15 protein-coding genes are annotated in these 22,445 nt (G+C 70.4%); 2 read left to right on the top strand and 13 right to left on the bottom strand.

Annotated elements, in window-relative coordinates; translation table 11 throughout:
* The 13 genes from KF745_07790 to KF745_07730 all read right to left on the bottom strand — a co-directional run bounded on the left by KF745_07790 (position 1) and on the right by KF745_07730 (position 20,588).
* Positions 1-2,832, bottom strand: a complete 2,832-nt coding sequence (locus KF745_07790; GenBank protein MBX3358315.1) for a hypothetical protein — start codon at positions 2,830-2,832, stop codon at positions 1-3.
* A 27-nt stretch (positions 2,833-2,859) separates the two neighbouring features.
* Complete coding sequence (locus KF745_07785; GenBank protein MBX3358314.1) at positions 2,860-3,510, bottom strand: nitroreductase family protein; 651 nt, start codon at positions 3,508-3,510, stop codon at positions 2,860-2,862.
* A gap of 20 nt (positions 3,511-3,530) precedes the next feature.
* Entirely contained in the window at positions 3,531-5,837 is a 2,307-nt protein-coding gene (locus tag KF745_07780) for an ABC transporter permease subunit (GenBank protein ID MBX3358313.1), read from the bottom strand.
* Between the two features lie 10 nt (positions 5,838-5,847).
* The gene (locus tag KF745_07775; GenBank protein ID MBX3358312.1) at positions 5,848-6,798 is read right to left on the bottom strand and encodes an ABC transporter ATP-binding protein; all 951 of its coding nucleotides are present in this window, start codon (positions 6,796-6,798) and stop codon (positions 5,848-5,850) included.
* Positions 6,795-9,455, bottom strand: a complete 2,661-nt coding sequence (locus KF745_07770; GenBank protein MBX3358311.1) for a hypothetical protein — start codon at positions 9,453-9,455, stop codon at positions 6,795-6,797. The genes KF745_07775 and KF745_07770 overlap by 4 nt, the downstream gene beginning before the upstream one ends.
* On the bottom strand, positions 9,452-11,602 hold the full coding sequence (locus KF745_07765) for a VWA domain-containing protein (GenBank protein MBX3358310.1): 2,151 nt from the start codon (positions 11,600-11,602) through the stop codon (positions 9,452-9,454). The genes KF745_07770 and KF745_07765 overlap by 4 nt, the downstream gene beginning before the upstream one ends.
* Positions 11,603-11,659: 57 nt before the next feature.
* A complete protein-coding gene (locus KF745_07760; GenBank protein MBX3358309.1) occupies positions 11,660-12,139 on the bottom strand; it encodes a hypothetical protein in 480 nt (159 codons plus the stop codon).
* Positions 12,136-13,059 (bottom strand): DUF58 domain-containing protein, encoded by a 924-nt coding sequence (locus KF745_07755; GenBank protein ID MBX3358308.1) that lies wholly within the window; start codon positions 13,057-13,059, stop codon positions 12,136-12,138. The genes KF745_07760 and KF745_07755 overlap by 4 nt, the downstream gene beginning before the upstream one ends.
* A gap of 15 nt (positions 13,060-13,074) precedes the next feature.
* Complete coding sequence (locus tag KF745_07750) at positions 13,075-13,341, bottom strand: hypothetical protein (protein ID MBX3358307.1); 267 nt, start codon at positions 13,339-13,341, stop codon at positions 13,075-13,077.
* A 154-nt stretch (positions 13,342-13,495) separates the two neighbouring features.
* Entirely contained in the window at positions 13,496-14,548 is a 1,053-nt protein-coding gene (locus KF745_07745; GenBank protein ID MBX3358306.1) for a MoxR family ATPase, read from the bottom strand.
* 82 nt (positions 14,549-14,630) lie between these two features.
* Entirely contained in the window at positions 14,631-17,702 is a 3,072-nt protein-coding gene (locus KF745_07740) for a VWA domain-containing protein (GenBank protein MBX3358305.1), read from the bottom strand.
* 68 nt (positions 17,703-17,770) lie between these two features.
* Positions 17,771-18,859 carry a hypothetical protein gene (locus KF745_07735; GenBank protein ID MBX3358304.1) on the bottom strand — a complete coding sequence of 363 codons (1,089 nt, stop codon included), beginning with the start codon at positions 18,857-18,859 and terminating at the stop codon, positions 17,771-17,773.
* A 25-nt stretch (positions 18,860-18,884) separates the two neighbouring features.
* Complete coding sequence (locus KF745_07730; protein MBX3358303.1) at positions 18,885-20,588, bottom strand: hypothetical protein; 1,704 nt, start codon at positions 20,586-20,588, stop codon at positions 18,885-18,887.
* 192 nt (positions 20,589-20,780) lie between these two features.
* Between KF745_07730 and KF745_07725 the strand changes: the two genes are divergently transcribed.
* Entirely contained in the window at positions 20,781-21,884 is a 1,104-nt protein-coding gene (locus KF745_07725) for an aminopeptidase P family protein (GenBank protein ID MBX3358302.1), read from the top strand.
* 13 nt (positions 21,885-21,897) lie between these two features.
* Entirely contained in the window at positions 21,898-22,389 is a 492-nt protein-coding gene (gene accB / locus KF745_07720) for an acetyl-CoA carboxylase biotin carboxyl carrier protein (protein MBX3358301.1), read from the top strand.
* Positions 22,390-22,445: the final 56 nt, after the last annotated feature.

Raw genomic sequence — 22,445 nt, 5'->3', positions numbered from 1 at the left:
TCAGGGCATCTGGACGGAGATGTTCAGCCGCTCGGGGGCGTCGATATCGCTGAGAGAGAGGCGGATGCGCTTGGAGGGGATCTTCGCCGCGGCATCCTTGAAGAGGAACTTCTTTACTGCGGACTCGCCGGGAGCGAGGTTGGAGATGGGCTGTTCCTGAGTGGCGTAGCCCGAGGCGAGAGCGGTGAGGCGGAGCGTGCGGGGTGAGGCGCCACGGTTGACGATGGTGGCGACGACGGAGGCATCGGGGCCGGCTGGTGTAGGGCCGAGGATGAGATCGGCGGTGAGATCGAGTTCGGGGAGGCCGATGTCGATGCTGGTCTCGAGTTCGAGGGGCGGGAGGGTCCGGTCGGCGCTGAGCGTGACGATGGCCTTGAACGGCTGCGGGCCGGACTCCTGGGCGGCGCCGAAGGCGAAGGTGAGGGGGATGCGCTGCGAGGCGCCGGGGGCGATGGAGATGGGGACGGGGCCGCGCGGCGAGATGGTCCAGCCGCCGCGACCGTCGACGGGTTCGACGATCTGGATCTTGCCGGAGATGCGGATGGGCCAGGGATTCTCGAGGACGATGCGGTGATCGTGCTCGGTGATGGAGGCCGGGGCGAAGCCGGGCTCGATGCGGAACGACGAGACGAAGCGGGCGACGTTGGGATCGATGCCGTCGATGAAGATGGGGGTGGAGGGGATGGCGATCAGGTAGGCGCGGGCGCGGTCGGGCTCGAGGAGGCGGGAGTTGCCGAAGATATCGGTGACGGTGACGGGGGAATCGCCGAGGTAGGCGTGGAGGATGGCGCGCTTCGGGTCGGCGGAATGGTTCCAGGCGACGATGGTGCCGCGGGAGGGGGCGCCGATGGGCGCGGGAGTTCGATCCGCAAGGACGACGGCGCGGACGCCGGGCGTGATGGGGAGTTCGGCGACGGCGCGCCGGCCGGTGAAGTGATCGATGATGGTCCGCCACGCCGCGAGATGCGGGGCGGGCGCCACGGCGGGGGGATCGCCGGGGACCACCCGCCAGGCGTCTCGGATGGCGAGCCGGGGCTGGCGGGGCATGCCGGCCCGCTCGGCGGCGACGAAGGCGTCGGCGGTGCGCCGGACCAGGTCCGCGGCGCCGGCGCGGTTGCCGAAGGAGGTGGTCGGCGCGACATCGAGGACGAGGTCGATGGGGAGGTTCGGGGGCGGGGGGACGATCGCGGCGGCGGTCGCGTACCACGAGTCGAGGGTGGGGAAGATCGAGGACGCGGGGAACGTGTAGGGGATGAAGTCGGAGACTGAGTCGGCGCCGACGCCGGCGGCGCCCTGCGCTGGCGGCGGAAACTCGGCGCGCCAGGGGAGGCTGATGACCGGGCCGGGGACGAACCGGCCGACGCCCGCGCGGAAGGCGCCGACCGCGGCCGGGTCGGCGCGCCACGCGGCGGCGTCGGCGCCGGTGGGGCCGATCTGCCAGCGGCGGATGCGCTGGCCGTAGCGCTCGAGCATCGGCGCGAGGAGAGGGAGCCAGACGGTCTCGGCGCGGGCGATCGCTGCGAGGGTGTCGGAGGAGTCGATATCCAGTTCGCGGGCGGTGGCGCGGGAGACGCCGTGGAATGAGACGGTGAGATCGACCTGCCGGTCGAGGAGCTGATCGATGACGGTGGTGAGCCCGGGGGCGTCGTCGGTGCGCTCCAGGGGGAACTGGGTTGGGTCGGCCGCGGGGAGGATGAGGAAGCCGGCGCCGGTGGCGGAGGTCAGGTGAGGGAGGAACCGGGGCCAGGGCTGGTCCTCGGGGGCATCGACGTCGGCGGCGATTCCGAAGCGGGTCCGCTCGGGGGCGGTGGTGGAGGAGTCAGCGGGAAGCGGAGGGAACCAGATCAGGTCGAGCGAGGCGCGGCCGACGAGGGCGGCTTCGTGGTAGGTCTCGAGCGTGGCGCGGTACCAGCCGAAGGCGGGCAGGTCCGGGGTCCAGTCGGAGGGGCGGCCGGAGGGATCGACGTCGGTCTTGTTCGAGGCGACGACGTGGCCGTCGGCGTCGATGATGGAGATCCGGGCCTGCAGGTCGTCGCCGACCATGTCGCGGACCATGGTGCGGAGCAGGGGGCGGTCGGGGGCGAGGAAGAGGTTGGCGGGGGCCGTTGTGACCAGTTCGGTGCGTGGGATGAGGAAGACGGCGACGTCGTCGAACCACGCGGCGGCGTCGAGGTCTTCGAGGAAGACGGTCTGCTCGGCGAGGGGGCCCGGGGGCTGGAACTTGACGGCTTGGAGGAGCTCGAGATCGATCTGGAGGAAGACGGCGGAATCGAACTTGCCGCGGAGATCGAGGAGGACGGGGGTCCATTCGTCCTGGGATTCGATGGGGAGGGACCGGGCCTCGGAGCCGGGGATGGGGGTGCGGGAGGCGTCGAGGAAGCGGGTGACGACGAAGGCGCGGGCGGAGCGGAGGTTGTTGGTGCGGACGTAGGCGGAGACGAGGTAGTCGCCGCCGGGGAGGACGGGGATGACGCCGGGGGCGAGGGAGAGGCGGGTGGAGCCGCCGTTGGCAGGGAGTTTGACCGAGGCCTCGCCGGAGTGGGCGGTGGTGAGGTCGAAGGCGGCGGCGTTCCACTGGGGGAAACCGCGGAGGGGAGGGGGGGAGGTTGGGGTGGACCAGACGCGTTCCCAGTTGAGTGGGACGGGGTCGGGGTTGACGAAGCCGGTGGAGTCGGGGAGGTGCTCCTCGAAATCGAAGAGGTGGACGACGCGGCGGGCGGAGGGGGGGCGGTCTGCGGTGGGCTGGGCGGCGGCCGCGAGAGGGCGGGCGGCGAGGATTGCCGCGGCGAGGGCGAGAAGGGTGCGCGCAACGCTGGCGCGGGGGAAGGGCATGGGTGGATTATCGGCAGGGCCGACGGGCTAGCGCCAGACGGCGATGTGGTCGAGGGGGTGGCGATCGATGTTGGGGACGGTGCAGCCGGGGGCGGGGAGGCCGACAGGGATGAGGAGGAAGGGGCGTTCGTGGGGCGGGCGGTCGAGGATCTTGGCGAGGAAGGCCATGGGGCTGGGGGTGTGGGTGAGGGTGGCGAGGCCGGCGTGGTGGGCGGCGGCGAGGAACAGGCCGACGGCGATGCCGACGGACTCGTTGACGTAGTAGACGGCGCCGCCGTCGTCGGTCTTCATGAGTTTGAAGACGGCGACGAGCCAGGGGGCGGTTTCGAGGAAGGGCTTGTCGGGGCCGGTGCCAAGGGGGTCGAGGTCGGCGAGCCATTCGGGGGTGGCGCGGCGGGTGTAGAACTCGCGCTCCTCGGCCTCGGCGCCGGCGCGGATCTCGCGCTTGAGTGCGGGGTCGCTGATGCAGACGAATCGCCAGGGCTGCTTGTTGGCGCCCGAGGGGGCGGCGCCGGCGGCGCGGACGCACCACTCGATGGTCTCGCGCGGGACGGGGGCCGGGGAGAAGTCGCGGACGCTGCGGCGGCGGCGTATGACTTCGAAGAAGGCGTTCGCGGCGGCCTGAGAGGTAGCCGCGGGGGTGTAGGGATCGAGGGGGATGGTGAGGGGATTGGGCATGGGGCACGACGTGTGTGGGATCAGGAGCAGCGGCCCGCGAGGCGGCGGAAGAAGTGGATCGACACCCAGACGCAGGCGAGGCCGAAGCCGGCCTGGAGGAGGCAGCCGCCGAGGAGCCAGGCGGTGAAGCCCGCGAGGCCCATAGAGCCTGTCGGCATGGAGTACCTGTCGTAGGTATCGAACACCCATGGGTTCCGGGCGACGCCTTCCTGAAGCGAGACCGAGGTCATGACGACGGGGTTGATGGTGATGAAGCACTGCATGATCCAGTCGAGTTCGTTGCCGCCGCGGTAGCTGAAGAGTTCATTGAGGATGGAGACGCCGACGGGAAGCCCGATCCAGAGCAGGAGGGCGAGTGAGATGTTGAGCACGGCGGCGATGGTGGAGCGGCGGAAGAGGAGGCTCAGGAGCAGGCCGGTGCCGTTGAGGAAGACCGAGGCGCAGAGCGCGATGAGCAGAACCTGGAAGACGGTGACGGGGTGGACGGCGCCGGCGAGTACAGAGATCGAGAAGTGGGCGACGAGGACGGCGAAGAGGAACCACTGGCGGCGGATGGAGCCGAGGAGCTTGCCGAGGATGATCTCGCGGCCGGTGAGGGTGGTGGTGAGGAGGACGTCCCAGGTCTGGGCCTCGCGCTCGCCGTTGATGGCGGCGGTGGCGGAGACGGCGGCGTGGAGGCAGATGGCGAGGATGATGACGGAGCCGACGATGCCGTGGAGGGTCTCATCAAAGAGCCCGAAGCGCCAGTAGAGCCAGGCGAGAGAGAGCACGGCGACGACGGAGAAGACCTGGAGCGGCCAGCGGCTGCCGAAGGCGGCCTGCCGGACCTCGCGCCAGAGGACCGGGCGGTCGGAGACGGTGCGCTTGCGGTGGGATTCGACGACGGCGTCGTCGTCCTGGGTCGAGAGGGCTTCGGCGCGAGGCTCGCCATCTGGCGAAGAGGGCGCTGGGGCGGCGCGGCGACGGCGGGCGCGTCTCGGCTGCGAATCGATGGTGGCGCCGGCGGCCTCGGCGATCAGCACGGCGCGGAGGGCGACGGTCGAGAAGGCGACGACGGCGCCGGTGAGGATCAGGTTGAGGGCGACGTTGAGGACCCAGGCTGGGACAGCGAACTGCCCGCCGAAGTGGACGTCCATCATCGCGGCGGCTTCGGGTTCGAAGGTGCTCAGGACCACGAGGAACATCGTGGCGGGCGCGGCGAGGGCGAAGATCCACCCGGGGGGCGGGCCGGTGCCGCCGATGGCGCGGAGCTCGAGGGCGACGAAGATGGAGACGGGGACGAGCGCGAAGGCGACCATGGTGAGCATGGCGAAGACGGCGGCGACGCCGGCGCGCTTGTGCCAGATGGAGAACATGAGCCCGAGGGCGGCGGCGAGGGCCGCGGCGGAGAGGGCGACGCACGTTGATGCGAAGATGGTGCTGGCTTCGAGGCCGCCGAAGACCCGGAGGGCCAGGAGCAGGGGGAGGCCGACGAGCGCGAGGATGAACAGCTCGACGATGCGGCTGGTGAGCTTGCCGCCGATGATCTGGGCGGAGGTCATCGGGGTGGTCATGAGGGCGGGGAGGGTGCGTGCCCGGCGCTCGTCGCAGATGCCGCCGGAGGTGAGGATGGGGGCGATGAAGACCAGCAGGGCGAACTGGCACGCGGCGAGGGCGGTGCCGAGGACGGGGGCGATCTGCTGGAGTTGCTGGAGGCGGAAGGCTCCGGTGGAGGCGCGGATGTCGCTTGACATCGCGAGGTAGGTCAGGCCGACGATGAGCGTGAGTGCGAGCGGGTAGGCGGCACGGGCCCAGTAGGTGGTCCGGCGGCGGCCGATGACGCGGGCCTCCTTCTGGAAGACAGGGCCCAGGAGGAGGGCGATCGGGTTGAGCGAGCGGAGGCCGGCGCGGAGACTCCTGCGGAGCGAGCGTCTCGGCTTCGGCGGGCCGGAGACGCGGAACCAGGTGATCAGGATCAGGAGCGGCGCCGCGATGAGCGGGATGAGTGGGGTCACGAGCGGGCCGGTAACGGGGGCGTTGGGCGGGAAGGCCAGGCCGCTGGCGAACGCGGCATCGGCAAAGCTGAACCAGGCGAGGCCGTGGAGGAACAGCACCGCGGCGACGATGGCGGAGGGGAGGAGGAGGTCGATGGGCCGGCGGCAGCGCCAGAGGAGAACGAGGCACGCGATCGACGCGATGACCGCGAGCGCGTGGGCCCAGGCGTACACCTCGAGACCCGGGAACTGGTCGGCGAGGGGCCACCAGGCATCGGAGAACGCGTACGCGCCGGTCGCGGCGGCGACGACGAGCAGGAAGGCCAGGCGGGATGGGGCGCGGTCGGCGGGCATTGGAGGTCGGCTAGTTCACGCGGCCCTTGGTGAGGCGGAGGAAGGCGTCCTCGAGTTTGATCTGGCGCGGGGTGAAGGAGGAGATTCGGCAGCCGGAGGCGACGAGGGTCTCGATGACGCCGTGGTGGCTGGTGGCGTCGGCGTGGAGTTCGATGATGAGCAGCGTGCCGTTGCCCGGGGTGTTCTCGCGGAACGCGGAGGCGACGGCGGGGTGCCGCTGGAGGGAGAGGATGGCCTGGTCGAGCGGGGCGCCGCCTGGCTCGAGGCCGACGGCGACGCGCTGGCCGACCTGGGCGCGGGCATAGGCGTCCTGGATGGATCCGGCGTAGAGGAGTTTGCCGCGTTCGATGATGCCGATGGTGGTGCACATCTCCGCGAGTTCGGAGAGGATGTGGGAGGAGACCATGATGGTCTTGCCCATGCGGCCCAGCTCGGTGAGGAGTTCGCGCATCTCGATGCGGGCGCGGGGGTCGAGGCCGGAGGCGGGCTCGTCGAGGAGCAGGACCTTGGGGTCGTGGATGAGGACGCGGGCGACGCCGAGCCGCTGCTGCATGCCGCGGGAGAGCGACTCGACCATGGCGTTTTTCTTGGCGGTCAGGTCGGTGAGATCGAGGACGCCGTCGACGGTGGCGCGTCGCTTGCTCGAGGGGATGCGGAAGGCGGAGGCGAAGAACTGGAGGTACTCGTCGACGGTGAGGTCGTCGTAGACGCCGAGGAAATCGGGCATGTAGCCGACGAGGCGGCGGATGGCGTCGCCGTCGGTGAGGACATCGTGCCCGCCGACAGAGGCGGAGCCGGAATCGGGGCGGAGGAGGCAGGCGAGGATCTTCATCGTCGTGGACTTGCCGGCGCCGTTGGGGCCGATGAAGCCGAAGACCTCGCCCTCGCCGATGGAGAGGGTGAGTGAGTCGAGGGCGGTAAGGTCGCCGTATTTCTTGGTGACGTCGCGGAGCTCGATCAACGTGCGTCTCCGAGAGAGCGGATGAGGGATTCGGGGATGGGGATGACGGCGCGGAGCACGAGGCGGGTGCGTCGCTGAGCGGGGACGGAGAGGGTCATGTCGTCGGGGGCGTGATCGAGGGAGGCGTAGACCGCTGCCCAGCGGCCGGTGGCGAGCAGCGCGGAGACGGCCTGTTCGCGGGTGTCGGGGCCGGTGAGCTGGAGTGCGACGCCGGGGAGAGAGGGGAGGGCCCCCGCCCTGTTCTGGTTGGCGTAGTAGTAGTAATACCCCTGCGTGAGGTTCTCGGGGAGCGCCCATGGGGTCGGGATGACGGCGGAGAACCGGGCGAGCGACGCGGTGCGGGTGGCGCCCGTGGGCTCGTTGAACGTGAGTTCGGACCAGGCGTTGGCGGTCCGCAGTGCGCCCCAGACCAGGGTCGCATCCTCCGGCAGGTTGGAGAGCACGACGAGTGGGGACTCGGGCGTGGCGCCGTCGGCCACGGAATCCGAGAGGCGGACATCGAAGGGCGGAAGGGTGCGGGAGCGGTCCTCGAAGGTGTGGAAGGTCCAGAGGGGGTAGGTGGTGGGGGCGAGGGGCGCGCCCGCGAGGCCCGAGGCGTTGGGGACGAGCGGCCAGCCGCCCCAGGGGTCCGGGGCCGAGCCGAGCGACGCGAGGTCGGGGACGGTTTCAGCGAACGGGATGGCGCCGCCGAAGGAGTCGCGTTGGGAGTCTTGAATGCCCCAGTAGTTCTCGTCGTTCGCCACCACGCAGCGCCACCAGGAGGAGCCGATGCGGTCGCCGGTGAAGGAGGCGCTGAGGGTGGAGCCGGCAAAGAAGCCGGTGAGGCCGGTCTGCCAGGCGAGCGGTGTGGCGGCGCCGGAGCCGGGGGCGACGGCGCGGAGGGAGGAGGCGCCGGGGGCCGTCGGGCCGACAGATGCGTGAGCCGGGAAGAGGGCATCGATGACGCGGACGCGGTTGACGACGCACTCGGTCGACCGGGCCAGGAGCGGGAACTGGTACGCGGCGATGGACGCGATGGAGATCCAGAGCAGGGCGCTGATCCACGAGCGGTGGCGCAGCGAGAGGCGGCCGAGGATGAACGCGTCGATCGGGCCAAGGAGCAGGGCGAGGAGGACCATCGCGACGATGATCAGGCGGAACGCGCCGGGGCCGACGGTGGGGACATCGCTGAGCGAGTCCAGCACCGAGGAGCGGGCAGACTCGGTGAGGGGGACCGCGTAGCCGCCCCACTGGCTCGCCGCGGTGGCGCTGGAGTCGACCACGGCGGGCCGGAGGATCGACTCCCAGACGGCCTTGATGGCGGGCTCGGAGAGGACGGTCGTGCAGCGGCGCGGGTCGACGCCGACGATCGTAACGAAGCCGAACCCGACGGGACCCTCGGCGATGAGGCCCGCGGCGCCGTCGCCCGTGGTCAGTTCCGGGGACTGCACCGTGATCTCGTCGGGGCTGACCGAGTGGGCGGTCCAGCGTGTGCGCCAGCCGAACTCGCGACCGGCGGGGGTGATGCGGACGATGCGGGCGGTGACGGAGGGCGACGGGACCGGCGTTGGGGCGGCGGCGGCCGGGTCCGCCGGCGCGTGGGCGGGGTCCGTCGAGTCGCTGCCGAGTGTGTTAGCGGTGCGGGAGGAAAGGTCTACGGGGCCGTAGACGCGCTGGTAGCCGCTGGAGGTCCACGTGTAGGTGCGGTCGGTGCGGGTGCGATCGACGAGGTTGCCGCGGGGACGGACCGCGGCAGCGACGCCCGCGAGGTCCCGCGGCGTGGGGAGGTCGGCGGGTTCATCGATGGTGACGACCGAGCCGAAGGGCGCCGGGGGGAGCCATGATCGCCACTCTCGCCCTGGGCGGGAGGCGATGATGATGAGGCGGCCGCCGGAAGAGACCCACTCGTGGATGGCGGCAAGGGCGCGGGGATCGGCGCGGGCGGCGGACTCGGCCTCGACGATGAGGACGCGCAGGGAGTCGTAGGCGGCCCATGCGCCGGGGAGCGCATCGGCGCCGATCGAGGGGGCGCGGGCCTGCGAGGCGATGATCCCGACGGGCTGGAGTTCAAGGGCCGGCGCGACCGAGGCGGCGATGCCGCCCGGTGGGCCGACGCAGAGCGCCGCGATCTGCTGGTTGCGGCCGTTGATCAGGGGAAGCTGCATCTCGGTGGAATCGGGCGCGGTGGAGTAGACCACGCGAGCGACCTCGCCGCGGGAATCGATGAGGGAGAAGGCGATGCGGCCGGCGGATGGAGACGGGTTGATGGCGACGGTGTAGTCGGAGATCCGGCCCGGGGTGGCGGCGACGCGCGTGACGACGGCGGCGGTGCGGCTGGACGTCTGGGTGAACTCGATGCGGAGGACGCCGTCGAAGGGCTTGGTGCCGCCCTGGATCGAGACGACGACGGGGAGCCAGCGGCCGATCGGGCGATCGGTGGAGGGGAAGCGGGCAAGGAGCGAGGGCCTGTCGGGTGGGCTCGCGGCGGGCGTGGGTATGGCGGGCGCGTCGATCTCGACCGTGGGCGGGGGCTCGTCGGATTGGGCCCGCGCGGTCGAGGCGATGAGCCAGACGGCAAGGAGCGGGGCGAGGAGCGAGAGGATGGGCGGGCGCCGGGAGTGGGACCGCCGCGGCGGGGCGCCGGCGCGGGGAAGGGCTGGATGACAGAACGAGGTCACACGTACACCTTGCGGTTGTAGATGAACCACTCGAACATGACAACGGCGAGGGCGGCGAGCAGGAGCCAGGGCCAGAGGCGCTGGACGGAATCGGACTCGGCGGTGGGCGTGGCCGTTACGAGCCGGCCGGGGAGGTCGAGCGTGGAGCGGGCGGCGACGAGCGATTCGGCGGGGTCGAGGAGGTTGACGGCGGCGGCGCGCCGGCCGCGGTTGTCGACGACGACGTCGGTGGGAAGGGTGGGGCCGGCCCAGGAGACGGTGTAGATGCCGACCTTGGAGACTGGGCCGAAGGCGACGCGGCCGTCGGGAGCGACGGCGAGGGGGACCGAGGTGGTGTCGGGGAGGACGATGCGAGCGTCGGTGGCGCCCAGGGGGAGTCGCTGCACGAGGGTCTCGCCGGGGCGGAGGGAGTCGCCGAGGGCTTCGGGGCCGTCGGTCGCGAGGTTCTGGATGGCGGAGGCGAGGAAGAGGACGAAGCCGGGCTTGAGGGGCCAATCGGTCTCGGCGGGGTCAAAGGGGACGATGATGGCGCGGGTGGCGTTGTTGGCGGCTTCGAGGATGGCGGGGCCGTACTGGTCGGAGGCGATGGCGCGGACCGGGGACTCCGGAGCGATCTTGACCTTGCGGCCGCGGGCGATGAGCAGGTCGGTGAGGCCCGCGTAGCGGAGCGCGGGGTGGTCGCGTGCGTAATCGACGATGAGGGAGGGTTCGCCGGGGCCCTCGTCGATCGCGCCCAAAGGGGGCGGAGGGACGGCACTCATGACGAGGATGCGGCCGGGCGGGAGGGTGGGGATGGCCTTGCCGGCGGCGTCCTTGAGCGTGGGGATGAAGCGGTCGAGGACGACCACGTCGAAGTCGGCGAGGGTGGTGTTGTTGACGGACTTGCCCTCGGCCATCTGCTGGAAGGCCTCCGGGGTGATGACGACGCGCCGGGAGAGGTTCATCCCCTCGATCGCCTCGCGGAGGAAGAGGTTGCCGGAGGTGACCAGCGCGACGCTGAGGCGGCGGGCGGGGGGGATGACGACGTAGGCGATGTCGTCGGTGGGGAGCGAGTCGGGCTGGGACTGGATGAGCCTGACCGCGGCGACGCCGCCCTCGGGGCGGTCGAGGGTGAAGACCAGGCCGCCGGCGCGCGGGTCGATGTCGCCCAGCGGCGGCGGAGCGTCCGGGGCCGCTGGGGCGGCGGTCGGGGCGCCGCGCGTGGCGGCGGGGATCGTGAGGGCGCGGACTGCGGCACGCTGGTTGTCGATCGAGAGCTCGACGTCGGCGTTGCGATCGGCGAGGGAGGAGTTGTGGAGGCCGACGAAGATGGTGAGCTTGCCGGGGTTGTCGTACGCGCGCTCGGCACGGAGGCCGGTGATGCCCAGGTTGGGCGCCTCGGCGGACCCGAGGGAGTGGAAGATGACCTGGTCGTCGGGGGAGAGGTCGGAGGCCTCGAGTTCATCGGGGTTGACGGCGAGGCGGGCGGAATCGGGGATGCGGCCGTCGGAGAACAGGTGGATGGTGAGCGGCGGCGCGTGGGTGACGGCGCGAACCTCTTCGCGGTTGATGATGCGGGGGGAGTAGGCCTTGGCGAGCTTGAGGGCGGCCTGGAGCGAGGTGGTCGAGTCGGTGGGGGTGACGGACTCGATGGCGCGCCGGAGATCGGGCTTGCTGGCGGTGAAGGGCTGGACGACCTCGGCGCTGGTATCGAAGACGATGACCATCGCCTGGTCGCCGGACTCGGGCTCGGCGAAGAACCCGGGCTCGGGGAGGGAATCGACGAGCCGGAGGGCCTCGGCCTTGGCGGCGCCGAGGCGCGGCTCGCGCGAGCCCTCGGTGTCGGCGCCGTCGGTGGAGTTCATCGAGGCGGAGCGGTCGAGCATGATGACGTGGCGGGCGCCCTTAGTGGAAAGGGCCTTGAACTGGGGCTGGCCGAGGGCGGCGAGGGCGGCGAGGAGGGCGAGCAGCTGCAGGAACAGGAGCAGGTTGCGGCGGAGTTTCTGGAACGGCGCGTTGGCCTGGAGGTCCTGGATGGACTTCTTCCACAGGAGGGTGGTGGAGACCTCGAGATCGCGCCGGCGCAGCTTGAGGAAATAGAGGATGAGGAGCGTGGGGATGGCGATGGCCGCGGCGATGCCGGCGATGAGGGGGGTTGCCCAGGTCATGCGCGGGCTCCACGGGGCGAGGCGTGGCGGGATGGTGTCGCGGCGGGGTTCACGGGGTTACTCGATGACCACGGTCGGCGGCGCGTTGGGGTCCTTGGGAGGCCGGACCTCGATCCGGAGCAGTTCGTCGCTGGATGAGAAGCGGAAGGTGACCAGCCGCTGGCGCGCGGGGAGCGGATCCTGGTCCTTGTACGCGGGCATCGCGTCGGCGATCAGCAGGACGTCGAAGCGGGAGGTGGTCTCGGCCAGCGTGGGGGTGTCGGAGCGGTCGAGCGAGGGGGAGTAGCGCTGGTAGTGGGCGATGCGCAGGCCGATCCTCGCGGCGGTGGCCTCGACGGCTTCGCGCGATGAGCCCAGGGGGAAATCGGTGATCAGGCGGGTGCGCAGGTCCGCGTCGCTGGACCGGGCGAACGCCTCCGAGGCAGTGGGAGGGGGCGCGTTCGGCGGGGAGTTGCAGGCGCCGATGGCGAGGCACGCCGCGAGGGCGGCGGCGGTGGTCGCGGGGCAACGGGCAAGGTTGGGGCGGATGGACATCATTTCAGCAGGCCTCTCCTTCGCAGGTGATCGAGGACGAGAACGTCGATGGGGGCATCGGACTTGACCATGAGGTGGACGATGTCGCGCTGGGCGCAGAAGTCGTGCAGGCGGGTGATGTAGGCGTTCATGTTGGCCTTGTAGCGTTTGAGGAGCGGGGCGGAGACGGTGATCTCGGCGGTGTCGCCGTCCTCGACATCCTTGAGGCGCAGGTCGCCGCCGAGCGTGGGCTCGAGCTCCTGCGGGCTCAGGGCCTGGATGGCGAAGAGGTCGTAGCCGTGGCCGACGAGCAGGCGCAGGCCGGTGTCGTAGCCCTCTTTGAAGAAGAAGTCGGAGAGGACGATCATGACCCCCTTGCCGCGCCGGGTGATGGCGATGCGCTTGGCGGCCTCGGTGAAGTTCGAAGGCCCCGCGGGGGTGAGGGAGCAGAGAAAGCGGGAGACATCGTGGAGGCGCCGCCGGCCGCGGAGGTCGCGGACGGCCGAGGCGATGCCGGCGTTGCCGCCGCCGATGGCGGTGATGGCGACGCGGTTGAGGTTGACCAGGCCGATGTAGGCGAGGGCGGCGGCGAGGCGCTGCATGAAGAGGAACTTGTGGGGCTCGCCGCAGTCGCCCGAGGCGGAGGCGTCGATGACGAGGTGGAGAGAGAGGTCCTCCTCTTCGAGGAAGAGCTTGAGGAAGAGGCGGTCGAGGCGGCCGAAGAGGTTCCAGTCAATATGGCGGAGGTCGTCGCCGACGACGTAGGGGCGGTGGTCGGCGAACTCGACGGACTCGCCGCGTTTCTTGCTGCGGCGCTCGCCCTTGAGTTTGCCGGCGAAGATCTTGCGCGAGGAGACATCGAGCTGGCCGAGACGCGACATGAGATCGGGGCTGAGGAGGTCCTCGATCGAGTCGGGGCGCTGGATGGAGGGGGTTCGGAGCATCAACCTCTCGTGGTGTCAGGGAGCCAACCCGCCACGGCACTGCGTCCATGACTCCAGTTGGCACTCGTCGTTGAATCGGAACGTGACGCTTCCCACCGTCTTGAAGGGGAGAACGATCGGTTGGTACCAAGGCTCATCCAGGAAAGCGGATATCTCGCCGACTTCCTCGAGACGATCCGCATACGCGACCTTCCACTCATCAAGCGTGTTCTTGACGGTTACCGCGGGAGTGCCGGTCGGGATATCCCGTTCGAGCGTGCGGTTGACGCATTCCTCGCTCATGCGAGAGTGAATCGGGGCGAAGTTGCCCGTACTGCAGCCGGTGGGCGCGGCTGTAAGCAAAGTACAAATGGCTATTGAGTGAATACGGAACATGGTTACCAGGGGGCAGGTTGGCGGGGAGATGAACGGTGTGTGGGCCACGGTCGCGTTTAGGTCACGCCGTGGCGCGCACCGGCTCCTTTGGCGTGAGTTCAAGGATTTGCCGGACGATGGCGTCCGAGTCGATGCGGTCGGCTTCGGCCTCGAAGTTGAGCAGGATTCGGTGGCGCAGCGCGAGGGTGGCGATGTCCTGCACATCGCGGTAGCCGACGTGGTAGCGGCCGTCGGTGAGGGCCTTGACCTTGGCGCCCAGCAGGATGGCCTGGGCGCCGCGGGGGGAGGCGCCGCAGCGGATGTACTTGGTGGTGATGCCGCCGTCGCCGCCGGCCTGGAACTCGCCGCCGGGGTGCGTGGCCAGGACGAGGCGGGCGGCGTACTCCTTGACGTGCGGCGCGACGATGCAGCCGCGGATGAGTTGCTGGGCCGCCATGATCTGCGGGCCGTCGAGGAGGGGCTTGACCTCCGGGGCGGCGGTGCCGGTGGTGCGGTCCAGGACGGTGAGCAGGTCGTCGAGCTGGGAGTAGCCGACGTTGATCTTGAAGATGAAGCGGTCGAGCTGGGCCTCGGGGAGGGGGTAGGTCCCCTCCTGCTCGATGGGGTTCTGGGTGGCGAGGACGAAGAACGGGAGGTCGAGCTTGTAGCTCGTGCCCGCGACGGTGACGGAGCGCTCCTGCATGGCCTCGAGGAGCGCGGACTGGGTCTTGGGCGTGGCGCGGTTGATCTCGTCGGCGAGGACGATCTGGGCGAAGATCGGGCCCTTGTTGAACTGGAAGAACCGGCGGCCGGTGGCGGGGTCCTCCATGACGATGTTGGTGCCGATGACGTCGGCGGGCATCAGGTCGGGGGTGAACTGGATGCGGCTGAAGGGGAGGTGGAGGCTCTGGGCCAGCGTGCGGACCAGCAGCGTCTTGCCCAGGCCAGGAACGCCCTCGAGCAGAACGTTGCCGCCGGCGAAGAGGGCGATGAGCGTCGCCTCGATCACCTCCTGGTGGCCGACGATGACCTTGCCCACCTCGGCCTTGAGCTGCTTGAAGGTGTCGCGGAAGGCCTCGCACTTGGCTTTCACCTCGGCGGGGGTCTCGGGGAGTTTCTCGGTTGGGGCTGCCATGGGTTGCTCCAGTCGTGCGGCGTTGTCGTCGGTGGTCGGGCGGGCGGTGCTGCTTCAGCCCGGCGCGCGGCCGGGCCGGGGGTTAGTCCTGCTCCATCTGGTCCTGGGCGCGCTTCTTGGCCTTGAGCAGGCGGTTGATTCCCTCTTCTTCTGCGGCCTTGTCCTTGGGTTTCTGCGGCTGGCCGGGCGCGGGGCGGGTATCGGGCGCCTGTGTGCCCATCGCGCCGGCGGGGCCGGACTTGCGGGCGGCGGCGAGCTCGTCGGCGCTCGCTTCGAACTTGGCGGTGCGGACCGATGGGTCCATCGGGGCGGCGGGCTCGTCGGCCCGCGGCGATCCGCCCGATGCCTGCTCGGCGCTGCGCTGGGCGATCGACTGCTGGGCCCGCTGCCGCGCTTCGTGGAGGGAGGCGAGCTGCTGCCCGGCCTTCTTCTCGCGCCGGGCGGAGAGGCCGCGCTTGATCGCGAGGGCCATCGCGGGGAGGTCGATGCGGACGCGACGCACGGCGACATCGACCAGGAAGGTGCCGATGGCGATCGCGGCGAACCAGAGCCAGATGGAGGTGAGCGACACGGGCATCACCAGGCCGTTGCGGGTCCACAGGTCGTCGGCCTTGGGATCGCCGCTGAGCACCCGTCCGCCGGTGAGCGTCGCGATCTGCTGCGCCAGGGCCGAGTTGTCCTCCAGGGCGCGGAACTCATCGGCGAAGGGGCGGGTCACGGCGGCCTGCACGGTCCCCTCGCGGGCGGGCGTGCCCTCCGCGGCGGGGATGTCGTAGCGGTACGAGAGGACGTACGAGCCTGAGCGGTCGGACTTGAACTGCCCTTCGTAGCGGCCCGGGCCGGTCTGGCGGAGCTCGACGCTCTCGGCGCCGCCGTCGGGATCAACCACCCGGCCGCGGAAGCGGAGGAAGTTGAGTCGCTCGCCCGAGCCGGGGTCGAGGGCCTCGATGACGATGCGGGTGGAGTCGCCCCTGTCTTCGGTGGCGACGCGGACATCTGCGGAGGCATTGGGGCGCATGGCCCAGCGGACGTGCTGCTCCCAGAACGCGCGGTAGGAGGGCCACCGGAGCCACGCGGCGCACCAGCGGTTGGTGGCGTCGGAGGTGAAGGCGACGGACTTGCCCAGGCCGTACTGCCAGGAGGCGAGGATGGGGTCGTTCTCCACGCCGCGGAGCGACACCTGGGAGAGGCCCTCACGCTCGGCGGTGACGATGTAGCCGGTGATGGGGGGCACGGGCAGGGGGATGCCGCGCATCGCGTCGGTGGCGACGTTCGCGGCGGAGGGGTTGAACGGTTTGCCCTCCCAGATCAGGGCGCGCCGGACGGTCTGAGCTTCCTTGATGAAGATCTCGGGGAGGCTCTTGAGCTGGTTGTCCTCGGTGATCTGGTAGTAGTTGCCGCCTGTCTGCTCGGCGATATCCCGCATGGTGGAGAAGTCCGGTCCGCTGGCTCCCATGTAGTGGGGGAAGACCAGGACGGTCGAGACGGTCACCTTGGCGGCGCGGTAGCGACCGATGAGCGCCGGCGAGGGGGCCTGCGGGTCACCGTCGGAGATGATGATGGCGTGCTTGAGCCCGGCGTTGGCCTTCTCGAGTGCCGGGATGGCGAGGCGCATGAAGGCATCGAACGAGGGCGCATCGCCGTAGTTCATGTTGGAGATGGCGCGGTTGACGCCGGCGCGGGAGCCGACTTCCTGCAGTTCCCAGACCCATTCGGCGCCGCCGGACTGCCAGCCGTACTCGACGACGCCGACAAGGTCCTGGGCGGAGAGGTTCTTGACGGCGGCGAGCGCCGTCTGCTTCCCCCAGTAGTTGCCGTTGGGCATCTCGCAGGAGTGCATCATGAGCACGAGGGCGCCGCGGGGCATCTGGCGCTTCTGCGGCGGGTCGAGCTTGATCGGCAGGGCATCGGCCAGGGGCGAGCCGATCCAGCCGCCTGCTCCGAAGGAGTCCGGTCCGCCGATCATCACCATTCCGCCGCCGAGGTCGTGGACGTAGGTTCGCAGGTCCTCCTGCTGCTGCTGGGAGAAGCGGTACGCGGAGGCGTTGAGGAGCACCACGGCGTCGTACGCGCCGAGTTCCACGAGGGATCTTGGAGCCTGGTCGAGGTCGCGCAGTTCGGTCTGGATCCTGGCGTCGTTCAGGGCCTTGACGAGCGGTGCGGCCTCCTCCGTGCTGCTGCCCAGGACGAGCACGCGGCCCTGGCCGGAGACGAACGAGATCGCCTCGCCGCGGTTGTTCTCGGCGATGGTGTCGCCCAGCTTGTTGTCGGCCTCGGGGATAGGGTCGAAGACGGCCTCGAACTTCACCGCGCCGCCGCGGGACATGACCACGGGGATGGTGAGCGGGTTCATCCCGGCGATGAGCGAGACGTCCATGCCGGTGAACGAGGCGTCGGGGTCGAGCTTGATCGGCTCGCCATCGATCAGGACATTGAGGCGGCCGGAGGTGGGGCGGGTGGCGGAGAGCAGGACGCGAAGGTTGACGGTCTCGCCCATGCGCGCGGTGGCGGGGGCGACGAGGCGTTCGAGCTCGACCTCGCGGTCGTTCTTGTAGCGCAGGGGGAGGACGTTGATCTTGAGGCCGGCCGCCCGGGCCGCCTGGGCCGCGGCCATGAGGTCGCCTGCGGTCTCGTTGAAGTCGGAGATGATCAGGGCGGTGTTGGCGGCGGTCTTGGGCATGACCGCCATGGCCAGGCGGAGCCCCTCGGCGAGGTTGGTGCCGTCGCGATCGCCGATCTGCTCGGTGTCGCTCATGGCGCCGGGGGTTGTGGGGAGGGCGCGGACGTAGGCCTCGCGCGCGACGGTGACGGCGGCCTGCTGGTCGCCCTTTTGGGCCGAGGCCGCCGCGGCTTCCTCGAGATAGGCCTTGGCCCGGGATTGCAGGGCGAGCGGGACGGATTTGGATTGATCCAGCACCACGCTGACGACAACCGTGTCGGCTTCCTGCCGCCACTGCGGGCGGGCCACGGCGCCGAGCAGGAGGAGGATGACCAAAAGGCGGACCACCAGCGCCACGCGCCGGGAGGCCGTCCCCATCCCCGAGAGGCTCGAGCGGCCGATCCAGATCGCCAGCGCCCACATCGGGATCGCGATCAGCAGCCAGATGGGCTGGTCAAACTGGATCGGGCCGAGGTGGAACGGGGGGAGCGACATGTGGCTGGCGGAGTCTGGCGTCGGACCGGGAAGAGGGGTTGACGGGGGGTGTACGGGGGTGGGACAGACTACACCTTTCTCCGCGGCAGCGGGAACGACACAACGCGGTTGTTCCCCGAGTCCAGGACGTGCACCCGCCCGCCCTGAAGGCTCACGGCCCAGGGCGTTGCCAGTTCGCCCTCGCCGCGGCCGGGACGGCCGAAGGTGGCGATGATGTGGTTGGTGTCAAGATCGAGTTCGCTGACGCGGTTGCCCCCGAACTCGGCGATCAGGGCCGAGCGATCGGCGGTGAGGGCGATGCCGTAGGGGTATTTGAACAAAGTCAGGGCGTCGGCGACGGGGGGCTGGTCCGTCTCCGGATGGGCTCCCTCGGAGCCGGGCAGCCCGATCCACGCGGTGAGGGCGCCGTCGAGGGTGAACCGGCCGACGCGGTTGTTGCGGGCGTCGGTGATGATGACGCCCGCCGGGGCGCCTGCGGCATCGCGGGTGATGGCGATGGACTGCGGACGGTCGAACTGGACCGAGTCCGGCGAGGTCGAGGCGCCGTAGGAGCCGAACGAGAAGAGGAACTTCCACTCGCTGTCGAAGACGCTCACGCGGTCGTTGCCGCCGTACTCGGTGACGTAGATCCGCTCGATGCGGGTGCGGTCGGGGGAGGTGAGCACGGCCACATCGGTCGGATAGATGAACTGACCCGGCTCCATGCCGTAGCTACCGACTGAGGCCACCAGGACCGGGGGGGCGTCGGGGCCCGGGGGCGGGCGGTAGACCATCACGCGGCTGTAGTGGGTGTCCGCTATATAAAGGTAGGAATCCTCGCGCGATCCCGCGGCGAGCGAGACGCAGGTGATGCCGACCGGCTTGCCGAGGGCCGAGTCCGGCATCCGGAACGATGCGAGGCAGGCGCCGCTGTTCGGGTCGATCTTTTGGACGCGGGCGGTCTTGTCCACGATCCAGAGCGAGTCGCCGTCAGAGTCCATAGCGCGGGGGTAGGCGAATCGGCCCGGCTGCTCGCCGAGGCCGCAGATCGATTTCGCATTTGAGATCGGCGCCGTGCCGGTGGCGCCCGTGTCGTGCCGGCCGCAGGAAACGACCAGCCCGGTCAGAAAGAGCGCGGCGACAGCCCCGGCGGGTCGGGTGAGAAAGCGAGATGGCATCCGGAGCATCACCAATGGAATACCCCTAGGGGTGCGGGGGCGTTGCAGTCCCGGAGAAACCCGAGGCCGGTGTGGGCTCGGTCGAGGCGATCAGGCGGGCGCTGAGGTAGGCCGCCGCCACGGCGACCGCGAGCAGGTTGACGGCGCACGCGGCGAGGCGTTCGTCCCGGGCGTAATGAAGGTACTCCAGAACCTGCTGCGACAGGCTGGCGTTGCCGGGGGGGAGGACCATGATGGTGGACTCGATCTCGTGGATGCTCAGGATGCCGACGGCAACGGCCCCGCCCAGCGCGGCGAGACCGCCGGCCGCGGGATTAAGCAGACGCGCGAGAACGAAGGCTCGGAGGGAGTCCCCCTCGGGTCGGCGGAGATCGCGTTCGGCGCGGGATTCCAGGGCGGCGAGCCACCAACCGAGGGTCATGGGGATGAACCCGAAGCGGGCGGTGTGGGCGAGGACGAGGATGATCGGCGTGTCGGAGACGAAGCGCGTGGCGGGGGAGTTCCAGGCGGCCGCGATGGCGGATCCGACGAGGACGCCCGGAAGCAGGGCCACGAGGAGGGAGCACGCGATCATCACCAGCATGACGCTGCGGATCAGCCGCGAGGGCGAGAGGGAGAGCGCCGCCCATGAGGAGAGGGTCAGGAGCAGGGCAAGCAGCCCGGTGCACGCGCCGACGCCGAGGCTGGAGACGACGGCGTCGCCGCTGGTCTGCCAGAACGAGGTGCTGAGGCGGAGCATCGAGGCGAGGGTGGGGGAATGGGGTGGGTCGCGCAGGGCCAGCAGGAACAGCACGAAGGGGACGATGATCGAGAGTGCCCAGATTGCCGCGGCGAGGATGAGCAGCGGCAGCGAGCGGCGCGGGGGCGCGGGCGGCGCCGTGATCTCCGTGTCGGCCCCTGGATCGGTCGGGCGGGAGAGGCGAGAGACGAGGGCAGCGACACCGGCAAGCGAGACCAGAACCAGGGGCCAGGAGGCGGCCCAGACCGGCGCTAGATCCGTCGTCAGGCTGAGCCGCCGCCAGATCTCGACGGAGTAGGTCTCGATCTGCGCCAGGTGCAGCGGCACCGGCGAGCCGAGCATGATCAGGGTCACCAGCGCCACGGACCAGGCCAGCGCAGGGCGAAGCAGCGTGAGCAGCACCAGCCAGCGCCGCAGCATCGGCACCGGCGCCGGAGCGCCGGCGGCATCGAGCGAGAGCGAGTCGAGCAGCGACTGCGGGATGCGACGGGCGCCGACGGCGAGCACCAGGGCGGCGACCGGCCATGCCCAGAGCGAGAGCCCCAGGATCGCGATCGCCTTGTTCACCGCCACCTGAACCGTCTGGCTCTGCGTGGCGAGGAGGTCGCCGAGGAAGGTCATCGGTGCGCGGAGGAGGCCCCAGCCGGCGTACGCGAGGTAGTTGGGGAGCAACAGAGGGACGGCAACGAACGCGGCCAGCGATCGCCGGCGGGAGCCGGCACGGAGCAGCCACGCCGCGGGCAGGGCGATCAGGGTCGAGAGGACGGCGATCACGAGCGGCCAGAGGATGGTCGCGGCCACAAGCGAGAGGGGGGCCGGCGAGGAGGCGGTGGGTGCGGGCTCGCCGCCACGCGATGAGGGCCACGCGACGGCGGCGATGGCGGCCACGGCGGGATACCCGATCGCCACGCCGATGAGGGAGGCGGGAATGGCGCAGAGCGCCAGCGAGGTAGCGGAGGTCTGACGCGGCGGCGCGAGTGCGGTAGGCATGGATGCGGCCGCGGGTGGGCACGCGGTGCACGAGTCTAAACCACCGGCGGGGCCGCGGGGGGAATCCCCCGGTGCGGGGAGGAGATCGCGGAGCGGTCGGAATCCCGGTATGATGAGCACCCTATGGCCGCTTCTTCTGCAGTGGTTGTGTCCGGCAAGCGAGTGCGAGTGCGCGTGAGACGATCGTCGTCGATGAAATCGACCAAGTCCGTGCACGCCGGCCGGTTGTCGCGCCTCAAGGCGCTGGTGGCGAAGGCGGGCGTGGACCGGCTGCTGGTGACAAGCCCGCGCGACGTCGGCTACCTCACCGGGTTTCTCGGCGGCGACAGCTACCTGCTGGTCGGCCCGGCCAAGCCGGTGGTGGTGAGCGACTTCCGCTACCGGGAGGAGCTCGAGCCGGTGGAGGAGGCGGGGCTGGCGAGCGTGGTGATCCGGCGGGGCGCCATGAGCGAAGCGATCGCGGACCTGCTCGCCTCGGACCGGGCCGCGAAGGTCGGCATCCAGAGCGAGCACCTGACCGTGGCGCAGCGCGCCGGATTCGCGAAGGCGGTGGGGGCGAACCGGATCGTGGATACCGCGGGGATCGTCGCGGGGCAGCGGCTGATCAAGGACGACGAGGAGATCCGGCTGATCTCCCACGCGGCGAAGATCCAGGAGGCGGCGATCAAGGCGGTGCTTCCGACGATCGAGCCCGGGCAGACGGAACTGGAGATTGCCGCGGCGCTCGAGGCGCAGATGAAGAGCCGCGGCTCCAGCGAGCCGGGGTTCCAGTCGATCGTCGCGGCGGGCGCCAACGGGTCGCTGCCGCACTACCGGCCGGGGAAGGCGCGGACGCTGCGGGGGCGGAGCCTGCTGATCGACTGGGGCGCGGTGTACCAGGGGTACCACTCGGACATGACCCGGGTGTTCGCCCTGGGCAAGTGGCCGCCGAAGATCCGCGAGATCTACGAGATCGTGCTGGAGGCCCAGCAGATGTCGGCCGCGGCGCTGGCCCCGGGCAAGACCACCGCGGCGGTGGACGCGGTGGCCCGCGAGCACATCGCGGCCCACGGGTACGGCGAGCAGTTCGGGCACGGGCTCGGGCACGGGCTCGGGCTCGATGGGCACGAGGAACCGCGGCTGTCGCACATGACGTCATCGACGGTCCTTCAGCCGGGGATGGTGGTGACGGTGGAGCCGGGGATCTATCTGCCGGGGATCGGTGGGGTGCGGATCGAGGACGACTACGTGATCACCCCCCAGGGTGCGCGGAACCTGTGCACGCTGCCCAAGGACCTCGCCTGGGCCACCCTGTGACGGACGCCAACGAATGATCGATATCCGAAAACTCAAGGAACTGGTCCGGTTGATGGTCGAGAACGATCTGGCCGAGCTCGACCTCAAGGACCAGCAGGAAACCGTCACCATCAAGCGCGGTGGCGCGGGGGCGCCGGTGGTGCACCACGGCGCGGTGGCGATGGCGGCCCCGGGCTACGCGCCCGCGTCGGCCGCGGGCGCGGCGGAGGGATCGGAGAACGGCGCGGCGGCCCCCGAGCGAGCCGAGCCGGCCGACACTGCCGGCCTCGTGGCTGTCGAGTCTCCGATGGTGGGGACCTTCTACACCGCCGCGAACCCGGACTCGCCGGCGTTCGTGAGCGTCGGATCGAGCGTGGGGCCGGACACGACGGTGTGCCTCATCGAGGCGATGAAGGTGTTCAACGAGATCAAGGCCGAGACCTCGGGCGTGATCGAGCGTGTGCTCGTGGAGAGCGGCAAGCCCGTCGAGTTCGGGCAGAAGCTCTTCCTGGTGCGGCCGAGCTAGTCGCTCCCGCTGCGGCGCGTTGCCGGCGTTCGCCGGCCGCTTTCCCTTTCCTCCTG

Source organism: Phycisphaeraceae bacterium (assembly GCA_019636655.1).
Classification (GTDB): Bacteria; Planctomycetota; Phycisphaerae; order Phycisphaerales; family UBA1924; genus JAHBXB01.
This window is presented reverse-complemented; position numbering and strand designations above follow the sequence as displayed.

Coding starts and splice junctions, on each gene's coding strand:
- KF745_07735 (MBX3358304.1), bottom strand. CDS start 18,859: ATGCCATCTCGCTTTCTCACCCGACCCGCCGGGGCTGTCGCCGCGCTC.
- KF745_07760 (MBX3358309.1), bottom strand. CDS start 12,139: ATGATGTCCATCCGCCCCAACCTTGCCCGTTGCCCCGCGACCACCGCC.
- KF745_07785 (MBX3358314.1), bottom strand. CDS start 3,510: ATGCCCAATCCCCTCACCATCCCCCTCGATCCCTACACCCCCGCGGCT.
- KF745_07750 (MBX3358307.1), bottom strand. CDS start 13,341: ATGAGCGAGGAATGCGTCAACCGCACGCTCGAACGGGATATCCCGACC.
- KF745_07745 (MBX3358306.1), bottom strand. CDS start 14,548: ATGGCAGCCCCAACCGAGAAACTCCCCGAGACCCCCGCCGAGGTGAAA.
- KF745_07780 (MBX3358313.1), bottom strand. CDS start 5,837: ATGCCCGCCGACCGCGCCCCATCCCGCCTGGCCTTCCTGCTCGTCGTC.
- KF745_07765 (MBX3358310.1), bottom strand. CDS start 11,602: ATGACCTGGGCAACCCCCCTCATCGCCGGCATCGCCGCGGCCATCGCC.
- KF745_07740 (MBX3358305.1), bottom strand. CDS start 17,702: ATGTCGCTCCCCCCGTTCCACCTCGGCCCGATCCAGTTTGACCAGCCC.
- accB (MBX3358301.1), top strand. CDS start 21,898: ATGATCGATATCCGAAAACTCAAGGAACTGGTCCGGTTGATGGTCGAG.
- KF745_07755 (MBX3358308.1), bottom strand. CDS start 13,059: ATGCTCCGAACCCCCTCCATCCAGCGCCCCGACTCGATCGAGGACCTC.
- KF745_07730 (MBX3358303.1), bottom strand. CDS start 20,588: ATGCCTACCGCACTCGCGCCGCCGCGTCAGACCTCCGCTACCTCGCTG.
- KF745_07725 (MBX3358302.1), top strand. CDS start 20,781: ATGAAATCGACCAAGTCCGTGCACGCCGGCCGGTTGTCGCGCCTCAAG.
- KF745_07790 (MBX3358315.1), bottom strand. CDS start 2,832: ATGCCCTTCCCCCGCGCCAGCGTTGCGCGCACCCTTCTCGCCCTCGCC.